The sequence below is a fragment of the Arthrobacter sp. NEB 688 genome (genome assembly GCF_013201035.1).
Taxonomy (GTDB): domain Bacteria; phylum Actinomycetota; class Actinomycetes; order Actinomycetales; family Dermatophilaceae; genus Phycicoccus.
In genome coordinates this window covers 2,156,434-2,175,768 of sequence record NZ_CP053707.1, presented here as the reverse complement: position 1 = coordinate 2,175,768, position 19,335 = coordinate 2,156,434, and the positions used below count along the sequence as shown (strand labels likewise).

General features: G+C 72.2%; 16 protein-coding genes. 3 read left to right on the top strand and 13 right to left on the bottom strand.

Annotated features, from left to right (window positions below):
* Positions 1-16 precede the first annotated feature (16 nt).
* Together mmsB and HL663_RS10300 are read left to right on the top strand one after the other, a co-directional pair.
* Positions 17-1,318, top strand: a complete 1,302-nt coding sequence (gene mmsB / locus HL663_RS10305; protein ID WP_173028299.1) for a multiple monosaccharide ABC transporter permease — start codon at positions 17-19, stop codon at positions 1,316-1,318.
* Positions 1,319-1,407: 89 nt separating this feature from the next.
* A complete protein-coding gene (locus HL663_RS10300) occupies positions 1,408-2,517 on the top strand; it encodes a substrate-binding domain-containing protein (protein ID WP_173030114.1) in 1,110 nt (369 codons plus the stop codon).
* Positions 2,518-2,621: 104 nt separating this feature from the next.
* Here HL663_RS10300 and HL663_RS10295 read toward each other — a convergent pair whose 3' ends face one another.
* From HL663_RS10295 to ispG, 3 genes are all read right to left on the bottom strand, one after another.
* Positions 2,622-3,485 (bottom strand): GNAT family N-acetyltransferase, encoded by an 864-nt coding sequence (locus HL663_RS10295; protein ID WP_173028298.1) that lies wholly within the window; start codon positions 3,483-3,485, stop codon positions 2,622-2,624.
* Positions 3,486-3,501: 16 nt separating this feature from the next.
* Positions 3,502-4,347, bottom strand: a complete 846-nt coding sequence (locus tag HL663_RS10290) for a GNAT family N-acetyltransferase (protein WP_173028297.1) — start codon at positions 4,345-4,347, stop codon at positions 3,502-3,504.
* Between the two features lie 89 nt (positions 4,348-4,436).
* A complete protein-coding gene (gene ispG / locus HL663_RS10285) occupies positions 4,437-5,597 on the bottom strand; it encodes a flavodoxin-dependent (E)-4-hydroxy-3-methylbut-2-enyl-diphosphate synthase (RefSeq protein WP_173028296.1) in 1,161 nt (386 codons plus the stop codon).
* Positions 5,598-5,631: 34 nt separating this feature from the next.
* Between ispG and HL663_RS10280 the strand changes: the two genes are divergently transcribed.
* Entirely contained in the window at positions 5,632-6,585 is a 954-nt protein-coding gene (locus HL663_RS10280) for a hypothetical protein (protein ID WP_173028295.1), read from the top strand.
* Positions 6,586-7,005: 420 nt separating this feature from the next.
* On the opposite strand, the gene HL663_RS10275 is transcribed toward HL663_RS10280, so the two are convergent.
* The 10 genes from HL663_RS10275 to HL663_RS10230 form a co-directional block, all read right to left on the bottom strand.
* Positions 7,006-8,367 carry a M50 family metallopeptidase gene (locus HL663_RS10275; RefSeq protein WP_173028294.1) on the bottom strand — a complete coding sequence of 454 codons (1,362 nt, stop codon included), beginning with the start codon at positions 8,365-8,367 and terminating at the stop codon, positions 7,006-7,008.
* The gene (gene dxr, locus HL663_RS10270) at positions 8,364-9,581 is read right to left on the bottom strand and encodes a 1-deoxy-D-xylulose-5-phosphate reductoisomerase (RefSeq protein WP_173028293.1); all 1,218 of its coding nucleotides are present in this window, start codon (positions 9,579-9,581) and stop codon (positions 8,364-8,366) included. Before dxr ends, HL663_RS10275 begins: the two co-directional genes overlap by 4 nt.
* Positions 9,582-9,604: 23 nt before the next feature.
* Positions 9,605-10,651 carry a DnaB-like helicase C-terminal domain-containing protein gene (locus HL663_RS10265; protein ID WP_173028292.1) on the bottom strand — a complete coding sequence of 349 codons (1,047 nt, stop codon included), beginning with the start codon at positions 10,649-10,651 and terminating at the stop codon, positions 9,605-9,607.
* Between the two features lie 91 nt (positions 10,652-10,742).
* The gene (locus HL663_RS10260; RefSeq protein WP_173028291.1) at positions 10,743-12,203 is read right to left on the bottom strand and encodes an NAD-dependent succinate-semialdehyde dehydrogenase; all 1,461 of its coding nucleotides are present in this window, start codon (positions 12,201-12,203) and stop codon (positions 10,743-10,745) included.
* An 85-nt stretch (positions 12,204-12,288) separates the two neighbouring features.
* Positions 12,289-13,554 (bottom strand): saccharopine dehydrogenase family protein, encoded by a 1,266-nt coding sequence (locus HL663_RS10255; RefSeq protein ID WP_173028290.1) that lies wholly within the window; start codon positions 13,552-13,554, stop codon positions 12,289-12,291.
* Positions 13,555-13,595: 41 nt separating this feature from the next.
* Positions 13,596-14,405, bottom strand: a complete 810-nt coding sequence (locus tag HL663_RS10250) for an ABC transporter permease (protein ID WP_173028289.1) — start codon at positions 14,403-14,405, stop codon at positions 13,596-13,598.
* Positions 14,402-15,316, bottom strand: coding sequence for an ABC transporter permease (locus HL663_RS10245; RefSeq protein WP_173028288.1), 915 nt, complete (start codon positions 15,314-15,316; stop codon positions 14,402-14,404). Before HL663_RS10245 ends, HL663_RS10250 begins: the two co-directional genes overlap by 4 nt.
* On the bottom strand, positions 15,313-16,452 hold the full coding sequence (locus HL663_RS10240) for an ABC transporter ATP-binding protein (RefSeq protein WP_173028287.1): 1,140 nt from the start codon (positions 16,450-16,452) through the stop codon (positions 15,313-15,315). The genes HL663_RS10245 and HL663_RS10240 overlap by 4 nt, the downstream gene beginning before the upstream one ends.
* Complete coding sequence (locus tag HL663_RS10235) at positions 16,452-17,693, bottom strand: ABC transporter substrate-binding protein (RefSeq protein ID WP_173028286.1); 1,242 nt, start codon at positions 17,691-17,693, stop codon at positions 16,452-16,454. Before HL663_RS10235 ends, HL663_RS10240 begins: the two co-directional genes overlap by 1 nt.
* A 12-nt stretch (positions 17,694-17,705) precedes the next feature.
* Positions 17,706-19,151 carry a gamma-aminobutyraldehyde dehydrogenase gene (locus tag HL663_RS10230; protein WP_173028285.1) on the bottom strand — a complete coding sequence of 482 codons (1,446 nt, stop codon included), beginning with the start codon at positions 19,149-19,151 and terminating at the stop codon, positions 17,706-17,708.
* Positions 19,152-19,335 lie beyond the last annotated feature (184 nt).

The window sequence follows — 19,335 nt, the reverse complement described above, 5'->3', positions numbered from 1 at the left end:
CGACCCGAGGACCCTCATGAACATCGTCCGCAAGATCTTCGGTGGCGACGTCCGCCAGCTCGGCATGGTCGCCGCGCTCGTCATCCTCATCGCGTACTTCCAGGTCAAGACCGACGGCCTGACCCTGGACCCGAACAACGTCAACAACATCATCCAGGGCAACGCCTACATCCTCGTCCTGGCCATCGGGATGGTGCTCGTCATCATCGCCGGCCACATCGACCTCTCGGTCGGCTCGATCTCGGCCTTCGTCGGCATCGTCGTCGCCATCGCGATCCGCGACTGGAGCCTGCCCTGGCCGGTCGGCATCCTCCTCGGCCTCGGCCTCGGCGCGCTCGTCGGCGTCTGGCAGGGCTTCTGGGTCGCGCGCGTCGGCATCCCGGCCTTCATCGTCACCCTCGCGGGCATGCTGTTCTTCCGCGGGGCCAACCAGTTCGTCGGCGACTCCACGACGGTCCCGGTGCCCGCCGGCTTCCAGGTCATCGGTTCCGGCTCGCTCCCCGAGGTCGGCCCGGAGACCGGCTACAACAACCTCACGGTCCTGCTCGGCATCCTCGGCTGCGCGGCCATCGTCTTCGGCGCCCTGCGCTCCCGCGCCCGCCTGACGAAGATCGGCGCGCAGGTCGAGGAGGCCTGGGCCATGTGGACTCGGCTCGCGCTCGTCTGCGCCGTCATCCTCGGCGCGATGTTCCTCATCGCCTCGGGTCGCAAGGGCTTCCCGGTCTCCGGCCTCATCCTCGTGGCCCTCGTGCTCATCTACGGCTTCATCGCGAGCCGGACGGTCCTCGGCCGGCACATCTACGCCGTCGGTGGCAACCGCCACGCGGCCGAGCTCTCCGGCGTCAAGAGCCGCCAGATCAACTTCTTCGTCATGGCCAACATGGCCGTCCTCGCGGCCCTCGCCGGCATGATGTTCGTCGCCCGCTCCACCGCGTCCGGCCCGTTCGACGGTGTCGGCTGGGAGCTCGACGCCATCGCCGCGGTCTTCATCGGTGGCGCGGCGGTCACCGGCGGCGTCGGCACGGTCGTCGGCTCGATCGTCGGCGGCCTGGTCATGGCCGTCCTCAACAACGGCCTCCAGCTCGAGGGCGTCGGGGCCGACGCGACCCAGATGATCAAGGGCCTGGTCCTGCTCATCGCCGTCGCGTTCGACGTCTACAACAAGAGCCAGGGCAAGCCCTCGATCCTCGGGCTGTTCACGCGCAACCGTGACCGCAACCGCCGGCTCGCCGAGTCCGAGGCCGCCGCGCAGGACAGCCAGAACCCCGCCGAGGCGAGCGTCACCTCGACGAACAGCACCCTCGGCTCGGGCAGCTGAGCCACCACCAGACCACTCCGGCCGGCGCCCGCCGACCCGTGAGCAGGACCCCGCGTCCGCAGGACGCGCGAGTAGAAGGAAGAGCACATATGCGTCACCTCACCAAGGCGCTCGCGGTCACCGCGGTCGCCGGCCTCGCCCTCACCGGCTGCGGTCGGTCCGACTCCGACACCACGGCCGCCACGGCCAGCGCGGGCAGCTCGGCCGCGGCCGGCGGCTTCGCGGCCGACTCGGTCATCGGCATCTCGCTGCCGCAGAAGACCTCCGAGAACTGGGTGCTCGCCGAGCAGCTGTTCAAGGACGGCCTCGCCTCCGCCGGCTTCAAGGGCGACGTGCAGTTCGCCAACGGCGGTGTCTCGGAGCAGCAGAACCAGATCCAGGCCATGGTCACCAAGGGCGCCAAGGTCATCGTCGTCGGCGCCATCGACGGCTCGCAGCTGGGCACCCAGCTCAAGGCCGCCAAGGAGTCCGGCGCGACGATCATCGCGTACGACCGCCTCCTGACGAACACCGCCGACGTCGACTACTACGTCGCCTTCGACAACTTCAAGGTCGGTGAGCTCCAGGGCCAGGCGCTCCTCGAGGGCATGGCCAAGAAGAAGCCGAACGGGCCGTACAACATCGAGCTCTTCGCCGGCTCCCCCGACGACAACAACGCCAAGGTCTTCTTCGACGGCGCGATGAGCGTCCTCCAGCCGAAGATCGACGACGGCACCCTCAAGGTCGTCTCGGGCCAGACCTCGTTCGAGCAGGCCGTCACCCAGGGCTGGAAGGCCGAGAACGCCCAGAAGCGCATGGACACCCTCCTCGCCGCCTCCTACAGCGGCAGCACCGAGCTCGACGGCGTCCTCTCCCCCAACGACACCCTGGCCCGCGCCATCCTCACCTCGGTGAACCAGGCCGGCAAGCCGGTCCCGGTCGTCACCGGCCAGGACTCCGAGGTCGAGTCGGTCAAGTCGATCATGGAGGGCATCCAGTACTCCACGATCAACAAGGACACCCGCGAGCTCGTCAAGGAGACCATCGCGATGGTCACCGCGCTCCAGAAGGGCGAGAAGCCGACCGTCAACGACGACAAGACCTACAACAACGGCGTCAAGGTCGTCCCGGCGAACCTCCTCGCCCCGGTCATCGTCACCAAGGACAACGCCGCCGAGGCGTACGCCAACGACCCGACGCTCGGCCCGCTGACCAAGTGACCTCAGCCGGCTGACCGCACGGTCACCCACGACGAGGGCCCGTCCGCACCCGCGGACGGGCCCTTCGCCGTCTCCCGCACGGAGGCATGCCGAGCGGCGGGACGTCAGGCGGAGCGCTCCCACCGGCTGCGCAGCCCGGCGTCGACGAACCCCAGCCGCGCGTAGAGCGCGTGCGCCGGGTTGTCGACGTTGACCGCGAGCCAGGCCTCCCCGCACCCGCCCCGTGACAGGGTGCGGAGAGAGCGGGCGACGAGGTGGGCGCCGAGGCCGCGCCCGCGCCACGCCGGCACGACCCCGACCTGGTCGACCCAGCAGTCCGAGAGCGTCACGAAGCCGGCGACGCGGGAGTCACGGTCGAGGACGACCCGCGAGCGGTCGGGGCGGAACCCCGGGTCCGAGGTCAGCTCCTCGACCCACTCCTCGAGCGGGGTGTCGGGGAAGCCGGGACGCTCCGCGAAGGAGGCCCGGTACGCGCGGTGGAAGAGGGAGGCGGTGTCCTCGCTCCAGGCGAGGGCCTTCGTGCCGTGCGGACGGCGCACGAGCGGGACGGTGTCGAGGTCGTGGCGCATCACGTGCTCGGCGAAGGTCCGGCGAAGCCCGAGCGCGCCGAGGAAGGCGTCGGTACCGGGCGAGGTGGTCTCGACGACCACGCGCGTCAGCACGCCCCCGGAGCGCTGCGCGCACCACGCGGCGAGCTGGTCGCCGAGCCCGGAGTGGCGGGCCGAGGGCCGCACGAGCCCGGTGGCGCTCCACTCCCCCGTCCCCGTGGGGCGCACCGCGGCCGCCGCGACCAGGTCACCGGTCTCGTCGCGCCCCCCGACGCCGGGGCCGTCGAGGAAGAGCCGTCGCAGCATCGGCTCGTCCGCGAGCAGCGGCAGCCCGCCGTCGGCGCGCAGGCACGCGAGCGCGAGCGCGCGCAGGTCCGGCAGGTCCTCCGGGCGCAGGGGCGTCCACTCGGTCAGGGCCATCAGCCGGGCAGGGCGCTCACAGCAGGACCGTGGAGAACTCGCCGACCTCGTTAAAGCCCAGGCGTTCGTAGGTGGCCCGGGCTGCGCGGTTGAAGTCGTTGACGTAGAGCGACACCAAGGGCGCCTGCCCGGCCATCACCTGCTCGAGCACCGCGGCGAGCATCGGCACGGCGTGCCCCTGCCCGCGCAGCCGCGGCGCGACCCAGACGCCCTGGAGCTGCGCGCAGCCGAGGGCGATGCTGCCGATGTCGGTCTTGAAGACCACCTCGCCGTCCTCGACGACGACGTAGGTGTGGCCGCGGGCGACGAGCGCGGCGATGGAGGCCCGGTAGCCGCGGCTGGAGCCGGTGTACGGGCGGTAGCCGATCTCGGCGGTGAACATGTGCTCGGCGGCGGGCAGGACCAGGTCGACCTCGGAGGCCCGGGCCGGCCGGACCCGCTCGTCGAGGGCGACCCCGAGCGCCGACGGCGGCTGGTGCGCCGCGAGCAGCGGCTGGTGGGCACGCACGGCCCGGGGGGTGCCCCAGTGCGGCTCGAGGTGGCCCCACAGCCCCTCGACCTCCTCGCGCGGGCCGAACACCGACGCCGCGCGACCCCGCCAGCGGCGCAGGCGCTCGGCGAAGGCCGGCTGGTCGGCGGGGGTCGTGCCGACGGGGACGACGTTGGCGCTGGCCCAGCACAGGGAGCGCAGCTCGCCCTCCTCGCGCAGGCCGAGCACGGACCCGATGGAGCCGGTCCGCGCCCCCTCGAGCAGGCGCGCGGCGACGAACACGCCGCGCGGGAGGTCGCGGGCGCACACCTCGAGGGCGGCATCGCGGTCGGCGAGCGACAGCGGCCGGACCGGGGAACGTGTGCGCAGCACGTGCACAGCCTAGGGCCGCGGAGCCCCGAGCACAGGACGCTCCGGATCGGCGTGGTCAGCGGGGGTCGCGGCCGCCCGGGCGGGAGGGGTCAGGAGACGGTGACGCTGGGCGCGCCGACGGACTGCTCGTCCTCGGGCTCGCCCATCTCCTCGGCGATGCGCATGGCCTCCTCGATGAGCGTCTCGACGATCTGGCTCTCGGGGACGGTCTTGATGACCTCGCCCTTGACGAAGATCTGGCCCTTGCCGTTGCCGGACGCGACCCCGAGGTCGGCCTCGCGGGCCTCGCCGGGGCCGTTGACGACACAGCCCATGACGGCGACGCGCAGCGGCACGGTCATCCCCTCGAGCCCGGCCGTCACCTCGTCGGCCAGCTTGTAGACGTCGACCTGGGCGCGCCCGCAGGACGGGCAGGAGACGATCTCGAGCTTGCGCGGGCGCAGGTTGAGCGACTGGAGGATCTGGATGCCGACCTTGACCTCCTCGACCGGCGGGGCCGAGAGGGAGACGCGGATGGTGTCGCCGATGCCCTGGGACAGCAGCGCGCCGAAGGCGGTCGCCGACTTGATCGTGCCCTGGAAGGCCGGCCCGGCCTCGGTGACCCCGAGGTGCAGCGGCCAGTCGCCGCGCTCGGCGAGCAGCTGGTAGGCCTTGACCATGACGACGGGGTCGTTGTGCTTGACCGAGATCTTGAAGTCGTGGAAGTCGTGCTCCTCGAAGAGGCTCGCCTCCCAGACGGCCGACTCGACGAGGGCCTCGGCCGTCGGCTTGCCGTACTTCTCGAGGATGCGCTTGTCGAGCGAGCCGGCGTTGACGCCGATCCGGATCGAGACGCCGGCCTCCTTGGCGCGGCGGGCGATCTCGCCGACCTGGTCGTCGAACTGACGGATGTTGCCCGGGTTGACCCGCACGGCGGCGCAGCCGGCGTCGATGGCCGCGTACACGTACTTCGGCTGGAAGTGGATGTCGGCGATGACCGGGATCTGGCTCTTCTGCGCGATGGCCGGCAGCGCCTCGGCGTCGTCCTGGCTCGGGCAGGCCACCCGGACGATGTCGCAGCCGGCGGCGGTCAGCTCGGCGATCTGCTGGAGCGTGGCGTTGATGTCGGTCGTCGGCGTCGTCGTCATCGACTGCACCGACACGGGCGCGTCGCCGCCGACCTCGACCTTGCCGACCCGGATCTTGCGGGACGCGCGGCGGGGGGCGATGACGGGCGGCGGTGCGGCGGGCATACCGAGGGAGACGGACATGGAACCAAGCCTACGGTCCGAACCTCCGAGGACCATGAGTGACCTCCCCGCGACCTCCTCCACCCGCGCAACCCTCGACGCCGCCGTCGCCGACGCGCAGGAGGCCGGGCACCTGCGCCAGGTGCTGACCGTCCTCGACCGCGAGCTCGAGGAGGCCCGCCGCGAGCTGGGGCTCGTCGAGCGCCGCCACCGGCTCGAGGCCGACGACGTCCGGCGGCTCGAGGGCGTCGGGTGGTCCGCCCTCGTCGCCGCGGTGCGCGGCACCCGCACCGGCGAGCTCGACCGCGAGCGCGCGGAGGAGGCCGCCGCCCGCTACGCCCTGCAGGCGGCGAGCGCCCGGGTCGCCGACCTCGAGTCGCGGCGCGCGAGCACCGCGGAGCGGCTGGGGCGCCTCGGCGACACCCCCGGCCGCGTCGAGCGGGCCCGCCGGGCGCACGCCGAGGCCGTGCGGGCCGCCGGCTCCTCCCCCGAGCTCGAGACCGTGCTCGACGAGCTCGCCCGGGTCGAGGCGCAGGCCACCGAGCTCGACGAGGCCACGACCGCGGGCCGGCGCGCCGCCCACGAGTTGGCCGCCGCCCGCGAGCGCCTCGGCTCGGCCCAGAGCTGGTCGACCTACGACACGTGGCTCGGCGGCGGGCTCGTCGCCTCGATGGTCAAGCACGACCGCCTCGACGACGCCGGTCGGCACGTGGGCGCGGCCCAGACCGCCCTGGCCGACTTCGCCCGCGAGCTCGGCGACGTGGGCGCCGTGGGGGCCCTGCGCGCCGACCTCGGCGTCGGGCCGACGATGCGGACCGTCGACGTCTGGTTCGACAACCTGTTCACCGACCTCTCGGTGCGCGCCCGCATCAAGGACTCCCTCGTGGACGTCGACGCAGCGGCCCTCGCGGTGCGTGACGTCCTCGCCGAGCTCGGCCGGCGCTCGGCCGCGCTGGCGCAGGAGCGGGCGACGCTGCTGCAGCGACGCGACGAGCTCGCCGCCGGCTGAGCCGGGGGGACGAGGTCGGGGTGACCCTGCGGCGCCGCAGTCACCTCGCCGCGCCGGGGTGCCATGACAGGGCGGCCAAGCGACGTCAGGGCGGCAAGACGACGTCCGGGCGGTAGGACGAGGTCGGAGTGGCTGGGCGAGGTCGGGACGGCGCAGCGACGTCGGGGCGACGGGGCGGGGTCGGGGTGACCCTGCGTCGCCGCGGTCACCTCGCCGCGCCGGGGTGCCATGACAGGGCGGCTAGGCGACGTCAGGGCGGCAAGACGACGTCCGGGCGGTAGGACGAGGTCGGGGTGGCTGGGCGAGGTCGGGACGGCGCAGCGAGGTCGGGGTGACCTTGCGGTGCCGGGGTCACCTCGCCGTGCCGGGGTGCCATGACGGGGTGGCCGGGCGAGGTCGGGGCGGCCGGCTGAGCCGGGGTCAGCCGAGCTTGACCGGGTTGACGAGGTCGGCGTAGATGAGCAGCGCCGACATCCCGATGAGGACGATCGCGACGGAGTACGCCACGGGCAGCGCCTTGGCGACGTCGACGTACCCGGGGTCGGGGCGGCCGCGCAGCCGGGCCCAGCGGCGCTTGGTGCCCTCCCAGAGCGCGCCGGCGACGTGGCCGCCGTCGAGCGGGAGCAGCGGCACGAGGTTGAAGACGAAGAGCATGAGGTTGAGGCCCGCGAGCAGGCTGACGAGGAACCACAGCCGGTCGCCCACCGACCCGCCGGTCAGCGAGTCGAGGCGGCCGGCGGAGGCCTCGCCCGCGACCCGACCGACGCCGACGACCGACATCGGCCCGTCGACCTCGCGCTGGGCCCCGGAGAACGCGGCGTTCCAGACCCCGACCATCCGCGAGGGGATGTCGACGAGCGCGGTCGCGGTCCGCACGACGGCGTCGGTGAGGATGCCCGGGACCGCGGTGGCGGACTGCGGGACCCACGCGGTCGGGGCGCTGCTCGTGACGCCGAGGAACCCGGCCTCGGTCGTCTGCACCGTGCCGTCGGCGTTCGTCACGGGACGGCCCTGGTCGTCGAGGACGGCGACCTGCGTGCGGATCGGGGTGACGGTCAGCGACAGCTGCCGGCCGTCGCGCTGGACGACGACGTCGACGGGGCGCCCGGCGGCGGGGCGCACGAGGCGGCCGACGTCGGTCAGCTCGCGGACCGCCTGGCCCCCGATCGACACGAACCGGTCGCCGGGCAGGATGCCCGCCGCGAGGGCGGGGGTCTGCGGCTTGCCGGCGCACGAGGTGGCCTGGGACGCCTGCGCGGCAGGCACGACGCACTGCGCCACGGAGGCGACCTGGGCGCCGGGCTGCGCGGTCGGGAGGCCGTGGACGGTGACGAAGAGGGTGAGCAGCACGACACCGATGAGGAGGTTCATCAGCGGGCCGCCCATCATGACGACGACCTTCTTGGGGACCGACAGGCGGTAGAACACGCGGTCCTCGTCGCCGGGGCGGACCTCCTCGAGGCTCGCGGCCCGGGCCTCGTCGACGAGCTGGCTGAACCGGCCGGTGCTCGAGGCGCGCAGCATCCCGGGGGCGTCCCCGGGCCGGGGCGGGAACATCCCGATCATCCGGATGTAGCCGCCGAGCGGGACCGCCTTGACGCCGTACTCGGTCTCGCCGCGGCGGCGCGACCAGACGGTGGGGCCGAACCCGACCATGTACTGGGTGACCTTGACGCCGAAGCGCTTGGCCGGGACGAGGTGCCCGACCTCGTGCAGGGCGATGGACGCGGCGACGCCGAACGCCATCGCGAGCACGCCGACCACGTAGGCCAGGATCGTCACCGGTCTCCTCCGGGGGTGTCGTCGGGTGCCGCCCCCACGAGGTCGTGGGCCCGCTCGCGGGCCCACCGGTCGGCGGCGAGCACGGAGTCAACGCTCGAGGCGTCGACTTCGATCCCATTGTGCCCCGCGGCCGCCTCGTGGGCGTCGACGACCCGGGCCACGGTGTCGACGATGTCGGTGAACCCGATGGTGCCGTCGTGGAAGGCGTCGACCGCGACCTCGTTGGCTGCGTTGTAGACGGCCGGGTAGGTGCCGCCGGCCTCCCCCACCCGCCGGGCGAGGCGCACCGCGGGGAACGCGTCGTCGTCGAGGGGGTGGAACTCCCAGCTCTGCGCGGCGGTCCAGTCGCACGGCACGTCGACGTCGGTGAGGCGCTCGGGCCACGACAGGCCCAGGCCGATCGGGACGAGCATCCGGGGCGGGCCGAGCTGGGCGATGGTCGAGCCGTCGTGGAACTCGACCATCGAGTGGATCTGCTGCTGCGGGTGGACGACGACGTCGATCCGGTCGTAGGGGACGTCGAAGAGCAGGTGCGCCTCGATGACCTCGAGGCCCTTGTTGACGAGGGTCGCCGAGTTCGTCGTGATGACCCGGCCCATCGAGAAGTTGGGGTGCGCGAGCGCCTGCTCCGGCGTGACGTCGGCGAGCTCGGCGCGGCTGCGGCCGCGGAACGGGCCCCCGCTCGCGGTGACGACGAGCCGGCGCACCTCCGAAGCCCGGCCGCCCCGCAGCGACTGCGCGATGGCGCTGTGCTCGGAGTCGACGGGGACGATCTGGCCCGGGCGGGCGGCGTCCTTGACGAGCGGGCCGCCGACGATGAGCGACTCCTTGTTCGCCAGGGCCAGCGTGGAGCCGGCGGCGAGCGCGGCGAGGGTGGGGCGCAGGCCGATCGAGCCGGTGATGCCGTTGAGCACGACGTCGGCGCCGCACCCGGCGGCGAGGGTCGCGGCGTCCTCGCCGACGACGACCTCGGGGCGGTAGGACGGGTCGCCCGCGGCGGCGGCCACCGCCGCGCGCACCTCCTCGACGTCGCCGCGCGCGGCCGCCACGAGGGGCGCGCGGGTGGCGGCGGCCTGCTCGGCGAGCAGGCGCAGGTTGCCGCCCGCCGAGAGGGCGACGACGGTGAAGCGGTCGGGGTGGGCGGCGACGACCTCGAGGGCCTGGGTGCCGATGGACCCGGTGGAGCCGAGGACGGCGACGGTGCGGGAGCTCACGGCTCGCCATCCTGCCTCATGGCTCACGAGGTGAAGACGCGCTCCTCGATGAGGCGCTCCGCGACGACGCGCACGTGCGGGCGGTAGCGGCCGTGCTCGAAGTCCTTCTCGACCTCGAGCTCGACCTGCCCGCCGCCGAAGCGGTTCTTCTCGACGGTGACGACGACCCAGCGGCGGTAGGTCTTGATCGCGCCGAGGTCGTAGGTCAGGTGCTCGCGGGCGACGATGTTCTCCTTGGTCTGGAGGATGAGCACGATGTCGGCCTCGTAGGCGAGGGCGCTGCTGCCGCGCAGGTCGCGGGTGCGCATCCGGTGCCCGGCGCCGAGGCTCTCGCGGTCGGCGGCCGTGATGGCGACGACGGGGCACTCGAGCTCCATCGCCATCTCCTTGAGCGTCTCGGCGACGAAGGTGACCCGGGTGGTCTCGTCGGCGGTGCCGGCGATGCCGTCGACCGGGATCTTCTGGAGGTAGTCGACGAGGACGACCGGCGGCTCGCCGGTCTCGTCGGCGACGGCCGCGACGGTGGCCGCGACCTGGGCGATCGTCGTCGTCCGGTTGCCCTCGACGATGTGCAGCCGGTCGGAGTACTGCTCGATCGACATGAGCGCCTCCTGGCCGAAGGACAGGCCCCGCATCGCGGAGCCGAGGCCGCGGCGGTCGGGGTCCTCGGCCTCGAGGACGGCCCGGAAGGCGCGGACGTCGGCGGCCGGGTAGACGGGGTCGTCGAGCCGGTCGGCCGCGCTGGCCGCCTCGAGCCCGAGGAGGCGCTGGATGAGCGACGCGGCGGTCAGCTCGAACGAGAAGACGACGGCGTGGCGCCCGGTGACGACCGCGTTGCGCATCATCTGCATCGCGAAGGTCGTCTTGCCGGCGCCCTCGGTGCCGGCGAGCAGGACGAGCTCGCCGGAGCGCAGCCCGCCGGTGAACGTCGTGTCGAGGAGGTCGAACCCGGTCGGCCAGACCGTCGCCCCCGGGCGGGCGCCGAGGCGCAGCGCCTCGTCGGTGTCGTCGAGGAAGGAGCGCACGGACCGCTGGCGGTCCGGTCGCTCGGAGTGACGGGCGCGGCTCATGGGGCCAGTGGAGCACCGGGGGCGGCCCCGGCGCAGCCGGACGCGGGCGATCCTGTCCCTTCGGCCGAGGCCGCCCGCGTCGTGGCCGGCGTCAGGTCGCGAGACCCACGTACTTGACCTCGAGGTACTCCTCGATGCCCTCGAAGCCGCCCTCGCGGCCGAACCCGGACTGCTTGACGCCGCCGAAGGGCGCGGCCGGGTTGGAGACGATGCCGGTGTTGACGCCGACCATCCCGAACTCGAGGGCCTCGGCGACCCGCAGGACGCGGGCGTTGTCGCGGGTGAAGACGTAGCCGACGAGGCCGTACTCGGTCTCGTTCGCGCGCCGGACCGCCTCGGCCTCGGTCGCGAAGGTGCAGATGGGGGCGACCGGCCCGAAGATCTCCTCGGTGAGGCAGCGGGCGCCGTCGGGCACGTCGGTGAGCACGGTCGGCTGGTAGAACCACCCGCGCCCCTCGACCGGGGCACCGCCGGTGAGCACGGTCGCGCCCTTGCCGACGGCGTCCTCGACGAGCTCGTGGACGCCGCGGCGGGCCTTCTCGGTGATGAGCGGGCCGACGTCGACGCCCTTCTTCGTGCCCTTGCCGACGGTGAGGCCGGTCATCCTCTCGGCGAGCCGGCGGGAGAACTCGTCGGCGACGTCCTCGTGGACGAAGAAGCGGTTGGCGGCGGTGCAGGCCTCGCCGATGTTGCGCATCTTCGCGAGCATCGCGCCCTCGACGGCGGCGTCGAGGTCGGCGTCCTCGAAGACGACGAACGGGGCGTTGCCGCCGAGCTCCATCGAGACGCGCAGCAGCTGCTCGGCCGACTGCTCGACGAGCTTCTTGCCGACGGCCGTCGACCCGGTGAAGGTCAGCTTGCGCAGGCGCGGGTCGCGGATGACCGGCTCGCAGACCTCGCCCGAGCGGGTGGTCGTCACGACGTTGAGGACGCCGTCGGGCAGGCCGGCCTCGCCCATGATCTCGGCGAGCAGGAGCATCGTCAGCGGCGTCTCGGCGGCGGGCTTGACGACCATCGTGCAGCCGGCGGCGACGGCGGGGCCGATCTTGCGGGTGCCCATCGCGAGCGGGAAGTTCCAGGGCGTGATCATGAGGGTCGGGCCGACGGGCTGCGCCATCGTCAGCAGGCGGGTGGCGCCGTTGGGGGCCACGGAGTAGCGGCCGTGGATGCGCACCGCCTCTTCCGAGAACCAGCGGAAGAACTCGGCGCCGTATGTGACCTCGCCCTTGGCCTCGGCGACGGTCTTGCCCATCTCGAGGGTCATGAGCAGGGCGAGGTCGTCGGCGCGGGCGGTGACCATCTCGAACGCGCGCCGCAGGATCTCGGCCCGGTCGCGGGGCGCCGTGGCCGCCCACGCGGGCTGGGCGTCGGCGGCGGCGGCGAGCGCGGCCATCCCGTCCTCGGGGGTCGCGTCGGCGCACGTCGTCAGCGTCGCCCCGCTGGAGGGGTCGTGGACCTCGAACCGGGCCCCGCCACCGGCCTCGCGCCACCGGCCGCCGATGAGCAGGCCGGTCGGGACCGACTCGATGAGGGCCTTCTGCGTGGTCGCCATGATCTCCTCCGGTGGGGCTGGACGGCGCGGGTGCGCCGGACGGGTCGAGCCTAGGACGCTCGGGACGGCCGGGGGCCGCCCGGGGTCAGCGGTCCTCGAGGCCCCAGGGCGAGCCGTAGCCGGCGGGCTTCGGGGCGGCGAGCAGGTCGAGGAACGGCACGGCGTCGAAGGCCTCCGGGCCGAGCACGCCGGCGCCGGACCAGGCACCGGTCGAGAGCAGCTCGAGGGCGACGACGGGGTTGACCGCGGTCTGCCAGACGACGCACTGGGCGTCGTACTCGCGCATCGTGTCGGCGTTGTCGGAGACGTGGTAGAGGTACGTGCGGCGCGGCTGCCCGTCCTTGCCGGTCCCGGTGACCCACAGGCCGGCACACGTCTTGCCCTCCATCCGCGGACCGATGCTCTGCGGGTCCGGGAGGACCGCGGCGACGACGTCGCGCGGGCTCACCTGCACGCCCTTGACGGTGACCGGGTCGGTGCGGTCCAGGCCGAGGGTGTGCAGCGTGCGCAGGATGGTGATCATCTCCTCGCCGAGCCCGTACTTGAAGGTGACCTTCTGCGCGTCGACCCACCGCGGCATGAGGAGCACCTCCTCGTGCTCGACGTGGACGCACTCGACCGGGCCGATGCCCTCGGGGAACTCGAAGACCTCGGGCTCGCTGAACGGCGGCAGGGTCGACCAGCCGCCGTCGGGCTCACCGGCGCGGTCCTTCTCCCAGACGACCGGCGGGTTGAGGCACTCCTCGATGATCGTCCACATCGAGAAGCCCGGCGCGAAGACCTCGTTGCCCTCCTCGTCGCGGATGACGAGGTTGGCGCCGTCGCGGGTGCCGAGCTCGTCGATCTCCGAGAACAGGTGGTCGGCGGCGTAGCGGGCGAAGACGTCGGACAGGCCCGGCTCGACCCCCATGCCGACGAGGGCCAGGCGCCCCTCGGACTCCCACTCCCCCGCCTGCGCGAACTGCTCGTCGCCGAGCTTGACGCCGACCTTGGCGTACGGCTCGTCGGGGTGGCGCCGCGAGAGGCTCATCGCCATGTCGAGGTAGTCGGCGCCGGCGGCGCGGGTGCCCTCGAAGATCGTCACGACGAAGCGCGGGTCGACGGCGTTGAGCACGTGCGTGGCGCCCACCTCGCGGACGAGCGCCTCGACGGCCGCGGCGTCCGAGGCGTCGACCTGCGCGGCGCGGAAGCGGGCCTCGCCCTCGCGCCGGCCGGTGGCCGCGGCCACCGTCCGCTCCGCCCGGGAGACGTCGTGGTCGGCGACGACCCACGCCTCGAAGAAGTCACGCTCTGCGGCGATGCGTGCGGCGGCGTCGCCGACGCCGCCCGCACCGATCATGAGGACGCGCACGGGTACCTTCCGGTCGGCCGGGGATGGTCCCCGGCGGGGGGTCACTTGCTGCTGCGGCGGGCGTTGCCGACGAGCTGGCCGATGATGACCAGCGCGAGGGCGAGCACGAACATCGAGAAGCCGATGACGTTGGCCTGGGCGGGGATCCCGCGCAGGTAGGAGACGTAGACGAACTTGGGGAACGTCGTCTCGTTGCCGGAGACGAAGTTCGTGATGATGAAGTCGTCGAAGGAGAGCGAGAACGACAGCAGCGCCGCCCCGACGATGCCCGGGAGGACGAGCGGGAAGGTGACCCGCCAGAACGTGGCGCCGGGCCCCGCGTAGAGGTCCTGCGCCGCCTCCTCGATGCGCGGGTCGAGGCTCTGCAGGCGGGCTTTCACCGTGACGACGACGAAGCTGATGCAGAACATGATGTGGGCGATCGTGATCGTCCAGAAGCCGAGGCCGAGCCCGACCCGCGAGAAGCCCTGGACGAAGATCGTCAGCAGGCTCGCGCCGAGCACGATCTCGGGGGTGGCCATCGGGACGAAGACGAGGACGTTGCTCGTCGCCTTGCCGCGGAACTGGTGGCGCACGAGCGCGAAGGCCAGCAGCGTGCCCAGCACGGTGGCGATGACCGTGGCGATGACGCCGATCTGCAGCGAGGTGACGAGCGCGTCGCACACGCCCGGCGCGCCGCAGGGGTCCTTCCAGTGCTTGAGCGTCGGGCTCCCGACCGGGTTCCAGACGATGTTCGACTTCCGGTAGTTGTTGAACGAGAAGACGAACGTGTAGGCGACGGGCAGGAAGAGATAGAGCAGCACGAGGACCGCGACGATGATCGCGAAGCGGTTGGTCAACCAGCGGATCACACCAGCTCCTCCGTCCCGAAGCGGCGGACGTAGACGAACACCATGGCGAGGATGAGCGCCATGAGCGTGAAGGACAGCGCCGCGGCGACGGGGAAGCCGCCGAGCACCTTGAAGAACTGGCTCTCGATGACGTTGCCGACCATCTTCGTGTCGTCGGCGCCGAGCAGGTCGGCGTTGACGTAGTCACCGGCGGCCGGGATGAAGGTGAGCAGCGTGCCGGCGAGGACGCCGGGCATCGACATCGGCAGGGTCACCGTGCGGAAGGTGGTGAACCCGTTGGCGTACAGGTCTCCCCCGGCCTCGATGACCCGGTGGTCCGCACGCTCGAGGCTCGCGTAGATCGGCAGCACCATGAAGGGCAGGAAGTTGTACGTCAGGCCCGCCACGACCGCCGCCCACGTCTCGGTGATGTGGCCGCCGGGCAGCAGGTGCAGGGCGTTGAGCGTGCTCGCGACCGGGCCCTCGTCGGCGAGGATCTGGCGCCAGGCGACGGTGCGGAGGATGAACGAGGTGAAGAACGGCGCGATGACCGCGATGAGCATGATGTTGCGCCAGCGCCCGGCCTTGAACGCCATCGCGTACGCCAGCGGGTAGGCCAGGCAGAACGCGAAGAACGTCGCGAGCCCCGCGAAGAGCAGGGAACGGCCGAACTGCGGCGCGAAGTCGGTGAGCGCCGTGAGGTAGTTCGAGAAGTTCACGTCCCGGTAGTAGTAGCCCGGGTAGCCGGGGAACTGCGACTGGAGGCTGACGGTGAACAGCTGGACGAGCGGCACGACGAAGAAGACGAGCAGCCACAGGGCCCCGGGGACCAGCAGGAGGTAGGGCAGCCAGCTGCGGCCCTCGCGCTCCTGCGGTGGCGTGTCGCCCGCGGGCGCACCCCCCGCCGAGCCGGCGTGGGCGAGGGCGCTCACGCCGTCGCCTCCGCGGCGGCCTTGGCCTCGGCCTCGTCGGCCGGCACGGTGAACGCGTGCGCGTGGTTCCAGGCGATCCACACGTCGTCACCGGGCCGCAGGTCGATCGGGTCGACGTCGAGGTTCTGCTCGTAGCAGCTCCAGACGGTGCCGCTCGGGAGGCGGACGAGGTACTCGGTCGCGACGCCGGTGAACGAGACGTCGAGGACGGTGCCCCGCACGTCGTCGCCGGTGCCCTCCGGCGGGCGGCGCAGCACGCGCACCTTCTCGGGGCGCACGCCGAACATCACCTGGCCGTCGGTGGCGTTCGCCCGGGCCAGCGGCACCTTGACCTTCGTGCCCTGGACCTCCGCGACGAGGCTGTCGCCGTCGCGGTCGACGACCTGGCCGGTGCCGAGGTTGGAGCGGCCGACGAAGTTCGCGACGAACGACGTGCGCGGCAGGTCGTACAGGTCGGCCGGGCGGCCCATCTGCTCGATCCGCCCGTGGTTCATCACCGCGACGGTGTCGGCCATCGTCATGGCCTCCTCCTGGTCGTGGGTGACGTGGATGAAGGTGAGCCCGACCTCGGTCTGGATCCGCTTGAGCTCGACCTGGAGCTGGCGTCGCAGCTTGAGGTCGAGGGCGCCGAGCGGCTCGTCGAGGAGGAGCACCTCGGGCCGGTTGACCAGGGCCCGGGCGAGCGCGACGCGCTGCTGCTGGCCGCCCGAGAGCTGCGAGGGCTTGCGGGCCGAGAGGTGGTCGACCTGGACGAGCGCGAGGGTCTCGTCGGCGAGGGCCTGGGCGTTCTTGTCGCCGCGGCGCTTGGGGCCGAACGCGACGTTGTCGCGGATGGTCAGGTGCGGGAAGAGCGCGTAGCTCTGGAAGACCGTGTTGACCGGCCGCTCGTAGGGGCGGCTGCCGGTGATCTCGGTGTCACCGATGAGCACCTTGCCGGCCGTGGGCTGCTCGAGCCCGGCGACCATCCGCAGGGTCGTCGTCTTGCCGCAGCCCGAGGGGCCGAGGAGGGCGAAGAACGAGCCGCGCGGGACGACGAGGTCGAGGTCGTCGACGGCCGTGAAGTCGCCGAAGGACTTGGTGACGGACTCGAGGCGCAGGTCGCCCTTGGCCTCGCGGAAGCCGTTGCTGCGTGCCATCAGTTGCCCTGCACCTTCTGCCAGATGGCGCTGTAGGCCTGGTCGTCCTGGGGCGAGAGCGCCGGGAAGCCCTGGATGTTGTTGTCCTTGATGTACTGCGCCGAGGGGAAGATGAACGGGCTCTCGGCGAGGTCGGGGTCGGACTTCGCGAGCTCCTCCTGCGCGCCCTGGACCGGGCAGACGTAGTTGACCCAGGCGGCGACCTGGGCGGCGACCGCGGGCTCGTAGTAGTAGTCCATGAGCGTCATCGCGTTGCGTCGGTGCGTCGAGGTGATCGGCACCATCATGTTGTCGCTCCAGAGCGTGCCGCCGGACTCCGGGATGACGAACTCCCAGTTGTCGTTCTCGGTCTCGGCGCGCAGGACGAAGAGGTCGCCGCTCCACACGATGCCGGCGATCGCGTTGCCGGACTTGAGGTCCTCGAGGTAGCTGTTGCCCTTGATCCGGCGGATGTAGCCCTCGGACATCTTCTGCTCGATGACCGCGACGGCGTTCTCGAACTGGGTGCGACCCCAGCCGCCGGTGATGTCGACGCCCTGGCTCTGCATGACGAGCGCGACGGTGTCGCGGAACTCGGACAGGACGACGATGCGGCCCTTGAGCTCGTCGGTCCACAGGTCGTCGAGGGTCTTGATCTCCTTCGAGACCTTCGTCTTGTCGTAGCCGATGCCCGCGAAGCCCGACTGCCAGGTGAGCGAGTAGTTGCGCCCCGGGTCGAAGCTGACGTCCTTGAGGCTGTCGAGGAGGTTGGAGGCGTTGGGCATCCGGATGATCTCGAGCGGCTGCGCGAGCTGCTCGCGGATGACGCGGTTGGCCATCCAGTCGGTGAAGACGAAGATGTCCTTGCCCACGTCCTGCTTCGCGCGCAGCTGGGGCGCGATCTTGTTGAAGTAGGAGTCGTTGTCCTCGATGTCCTCGGAGTACGTGGCCTTGATGCCCGTCTCCTTGATGAACGCCTCGAGGGTCGGGTACTGCTTGGTGTCCTCGTCGTAGTCGAGGTACGCGGTCCAGTTCGCCCAGCGCACGACCTTCTCGCGGGAGGACAGGTCCTCCGGCAGCGTGAGGGCGGCCGCTCCCCCGGCCGGCGGGGCCGGCGGGGCGCACCCGGCGAGGGTGGCGGCCGCGCCGCCCAGCGCGGCGGTCCCGAGGAGGGAGCGGCGCGAGAGCTGCGTGGAACGGGCGGCGCGGACCAGGCCGCGGACGGCGGGGTCGGCGGGGGGCCGTCGGCGGAGGGGTGCCATCGGTGTCCTGTCTCAGCTCTCGATGTTGGCCATGACGTGCTTGACCCGGGTGTAGTCCTCGAACCCGTACATCGACAGGTCCTTGCCGTACCCGGACTTCTTGTAGCCGCCGTGCGGCATCTCGGCGACGAGCGGGATGTGGGTGTTGATCCACACGCACCCGAAGTCGAGGGCCTTGCTCATGCGCATCGCCCGGCCGAAGTCCTTGGTCCACACCGAGGACGCCAGGCCGTAGTCGACGCCGTTGGCCCAGGCGACCGCCTCGGCCTCGTCGGTGAAGCGCTGGACCGTGATGACCGGCCCGAAGATCTCCTGCTGGATGGCCTCGTCGTCCTGGCGCAGGCCGGAGAGGACGGTCGGCTCGAGGTAGTAGCCGTCGCCGAGCGAGGTGACCCGGTTGCCGCCGGCTGCGACCTGCGCGTGGCCGGGGAGCCGCTCGATGAAGCCCGAGACGTGCGCGAGCTGGCGCGCGTTGTTGACCGGGCCGAAGAGCGCGTCCTCGTCGTCGGGCAGGCCGACCGGCGCGGAGCTCCTCGCGTACTCGGCGAGGGCCGCGACGAAGTCGTCGTGGATGTGCGGGGCGGCGAGGACGCGGGTGGCCGCGGTGCAGTCCTGGCCGGCGTTGAAGTAGCCGGCGACCGCGATGCCCTCGACGGCGGCCTCGATGTCGGCGTCGTCGAAGACGACGACCGGGGCCTTGCCGCCGAGCTCGAGGTGCACCCGCTTGACCTGGGGCGCGGCGCTGGCCGCGACCTCGGCGCCGGCGCGGACCGAGCCGGTGATGGCGACGAGCGAGGGGGTGCGGTGCTCGACGACGAGGCGGCCGGTCTCACGGTCACCGGTGACGACGTTGAGCGTGCCCGCGGGCAGGAACTCGGAGGCGATCTCGGCGAGGAGGAGCGTGGACTCGGGGGTGGTGTCGCTCGGCTTGAGGACGACGGTGTTGCCCGCCGCGAGCGCCGGCGCGATCTTCCACACGGCCATGAGGAGCGGGTAGTTCCACGGCGTCACCTGGCCGACGACCCCGATCGGCTCGCGACGGATCCATGAGGTGTGCCCGGCCATGTACTCGCCGGCCGCCTTGCCCTCGAGGACGCGCGCCGCGCCGGCGAAGAAGCGCAGCTGGTCGACCATCGGCGGGATCTCCTCGCTCGCCGTGAGCGCCTTGATCTTGCCGGTGTTCTCCGACTCCAGCGCGATGATCTCCTCGGCCCGCGACTCGAGCGCGTCGGCGATCTTGAGCAGCGCCTGCTGGCGCTCGCTCGGCGTCGTGCTCCCCCACTCCCCGAACGCCTTCGAGGCCGCCGCGTAGGCGCGGTCGACGTCCTCGGCGCCGCTCACCGGTGCCTGCGCGACGACCTGACCGGTGGACGGGTTGACGACGTCCGTCGTGGCGCCGGTGGTGGCCTCCACGGAGGCCCCGTCGACGAAGTTCTTCAGCGCGCGAGGGCTGGTCATGTCTGGTGCTCCCGGGGGTCGGTGGCGGGTGGACGGCGGTGGCCGGGGTGACCGGGCACGCGGCTGCGGGCACAGTAGTACGGCAGACCGCGAAATCACTAGGGTCCGTCCATGATTCATGGGGAATGTTGCACGAATGTGGCACGGAAGTTGCGGAATCCGTTCCGTGGTACTTGCGTCACCC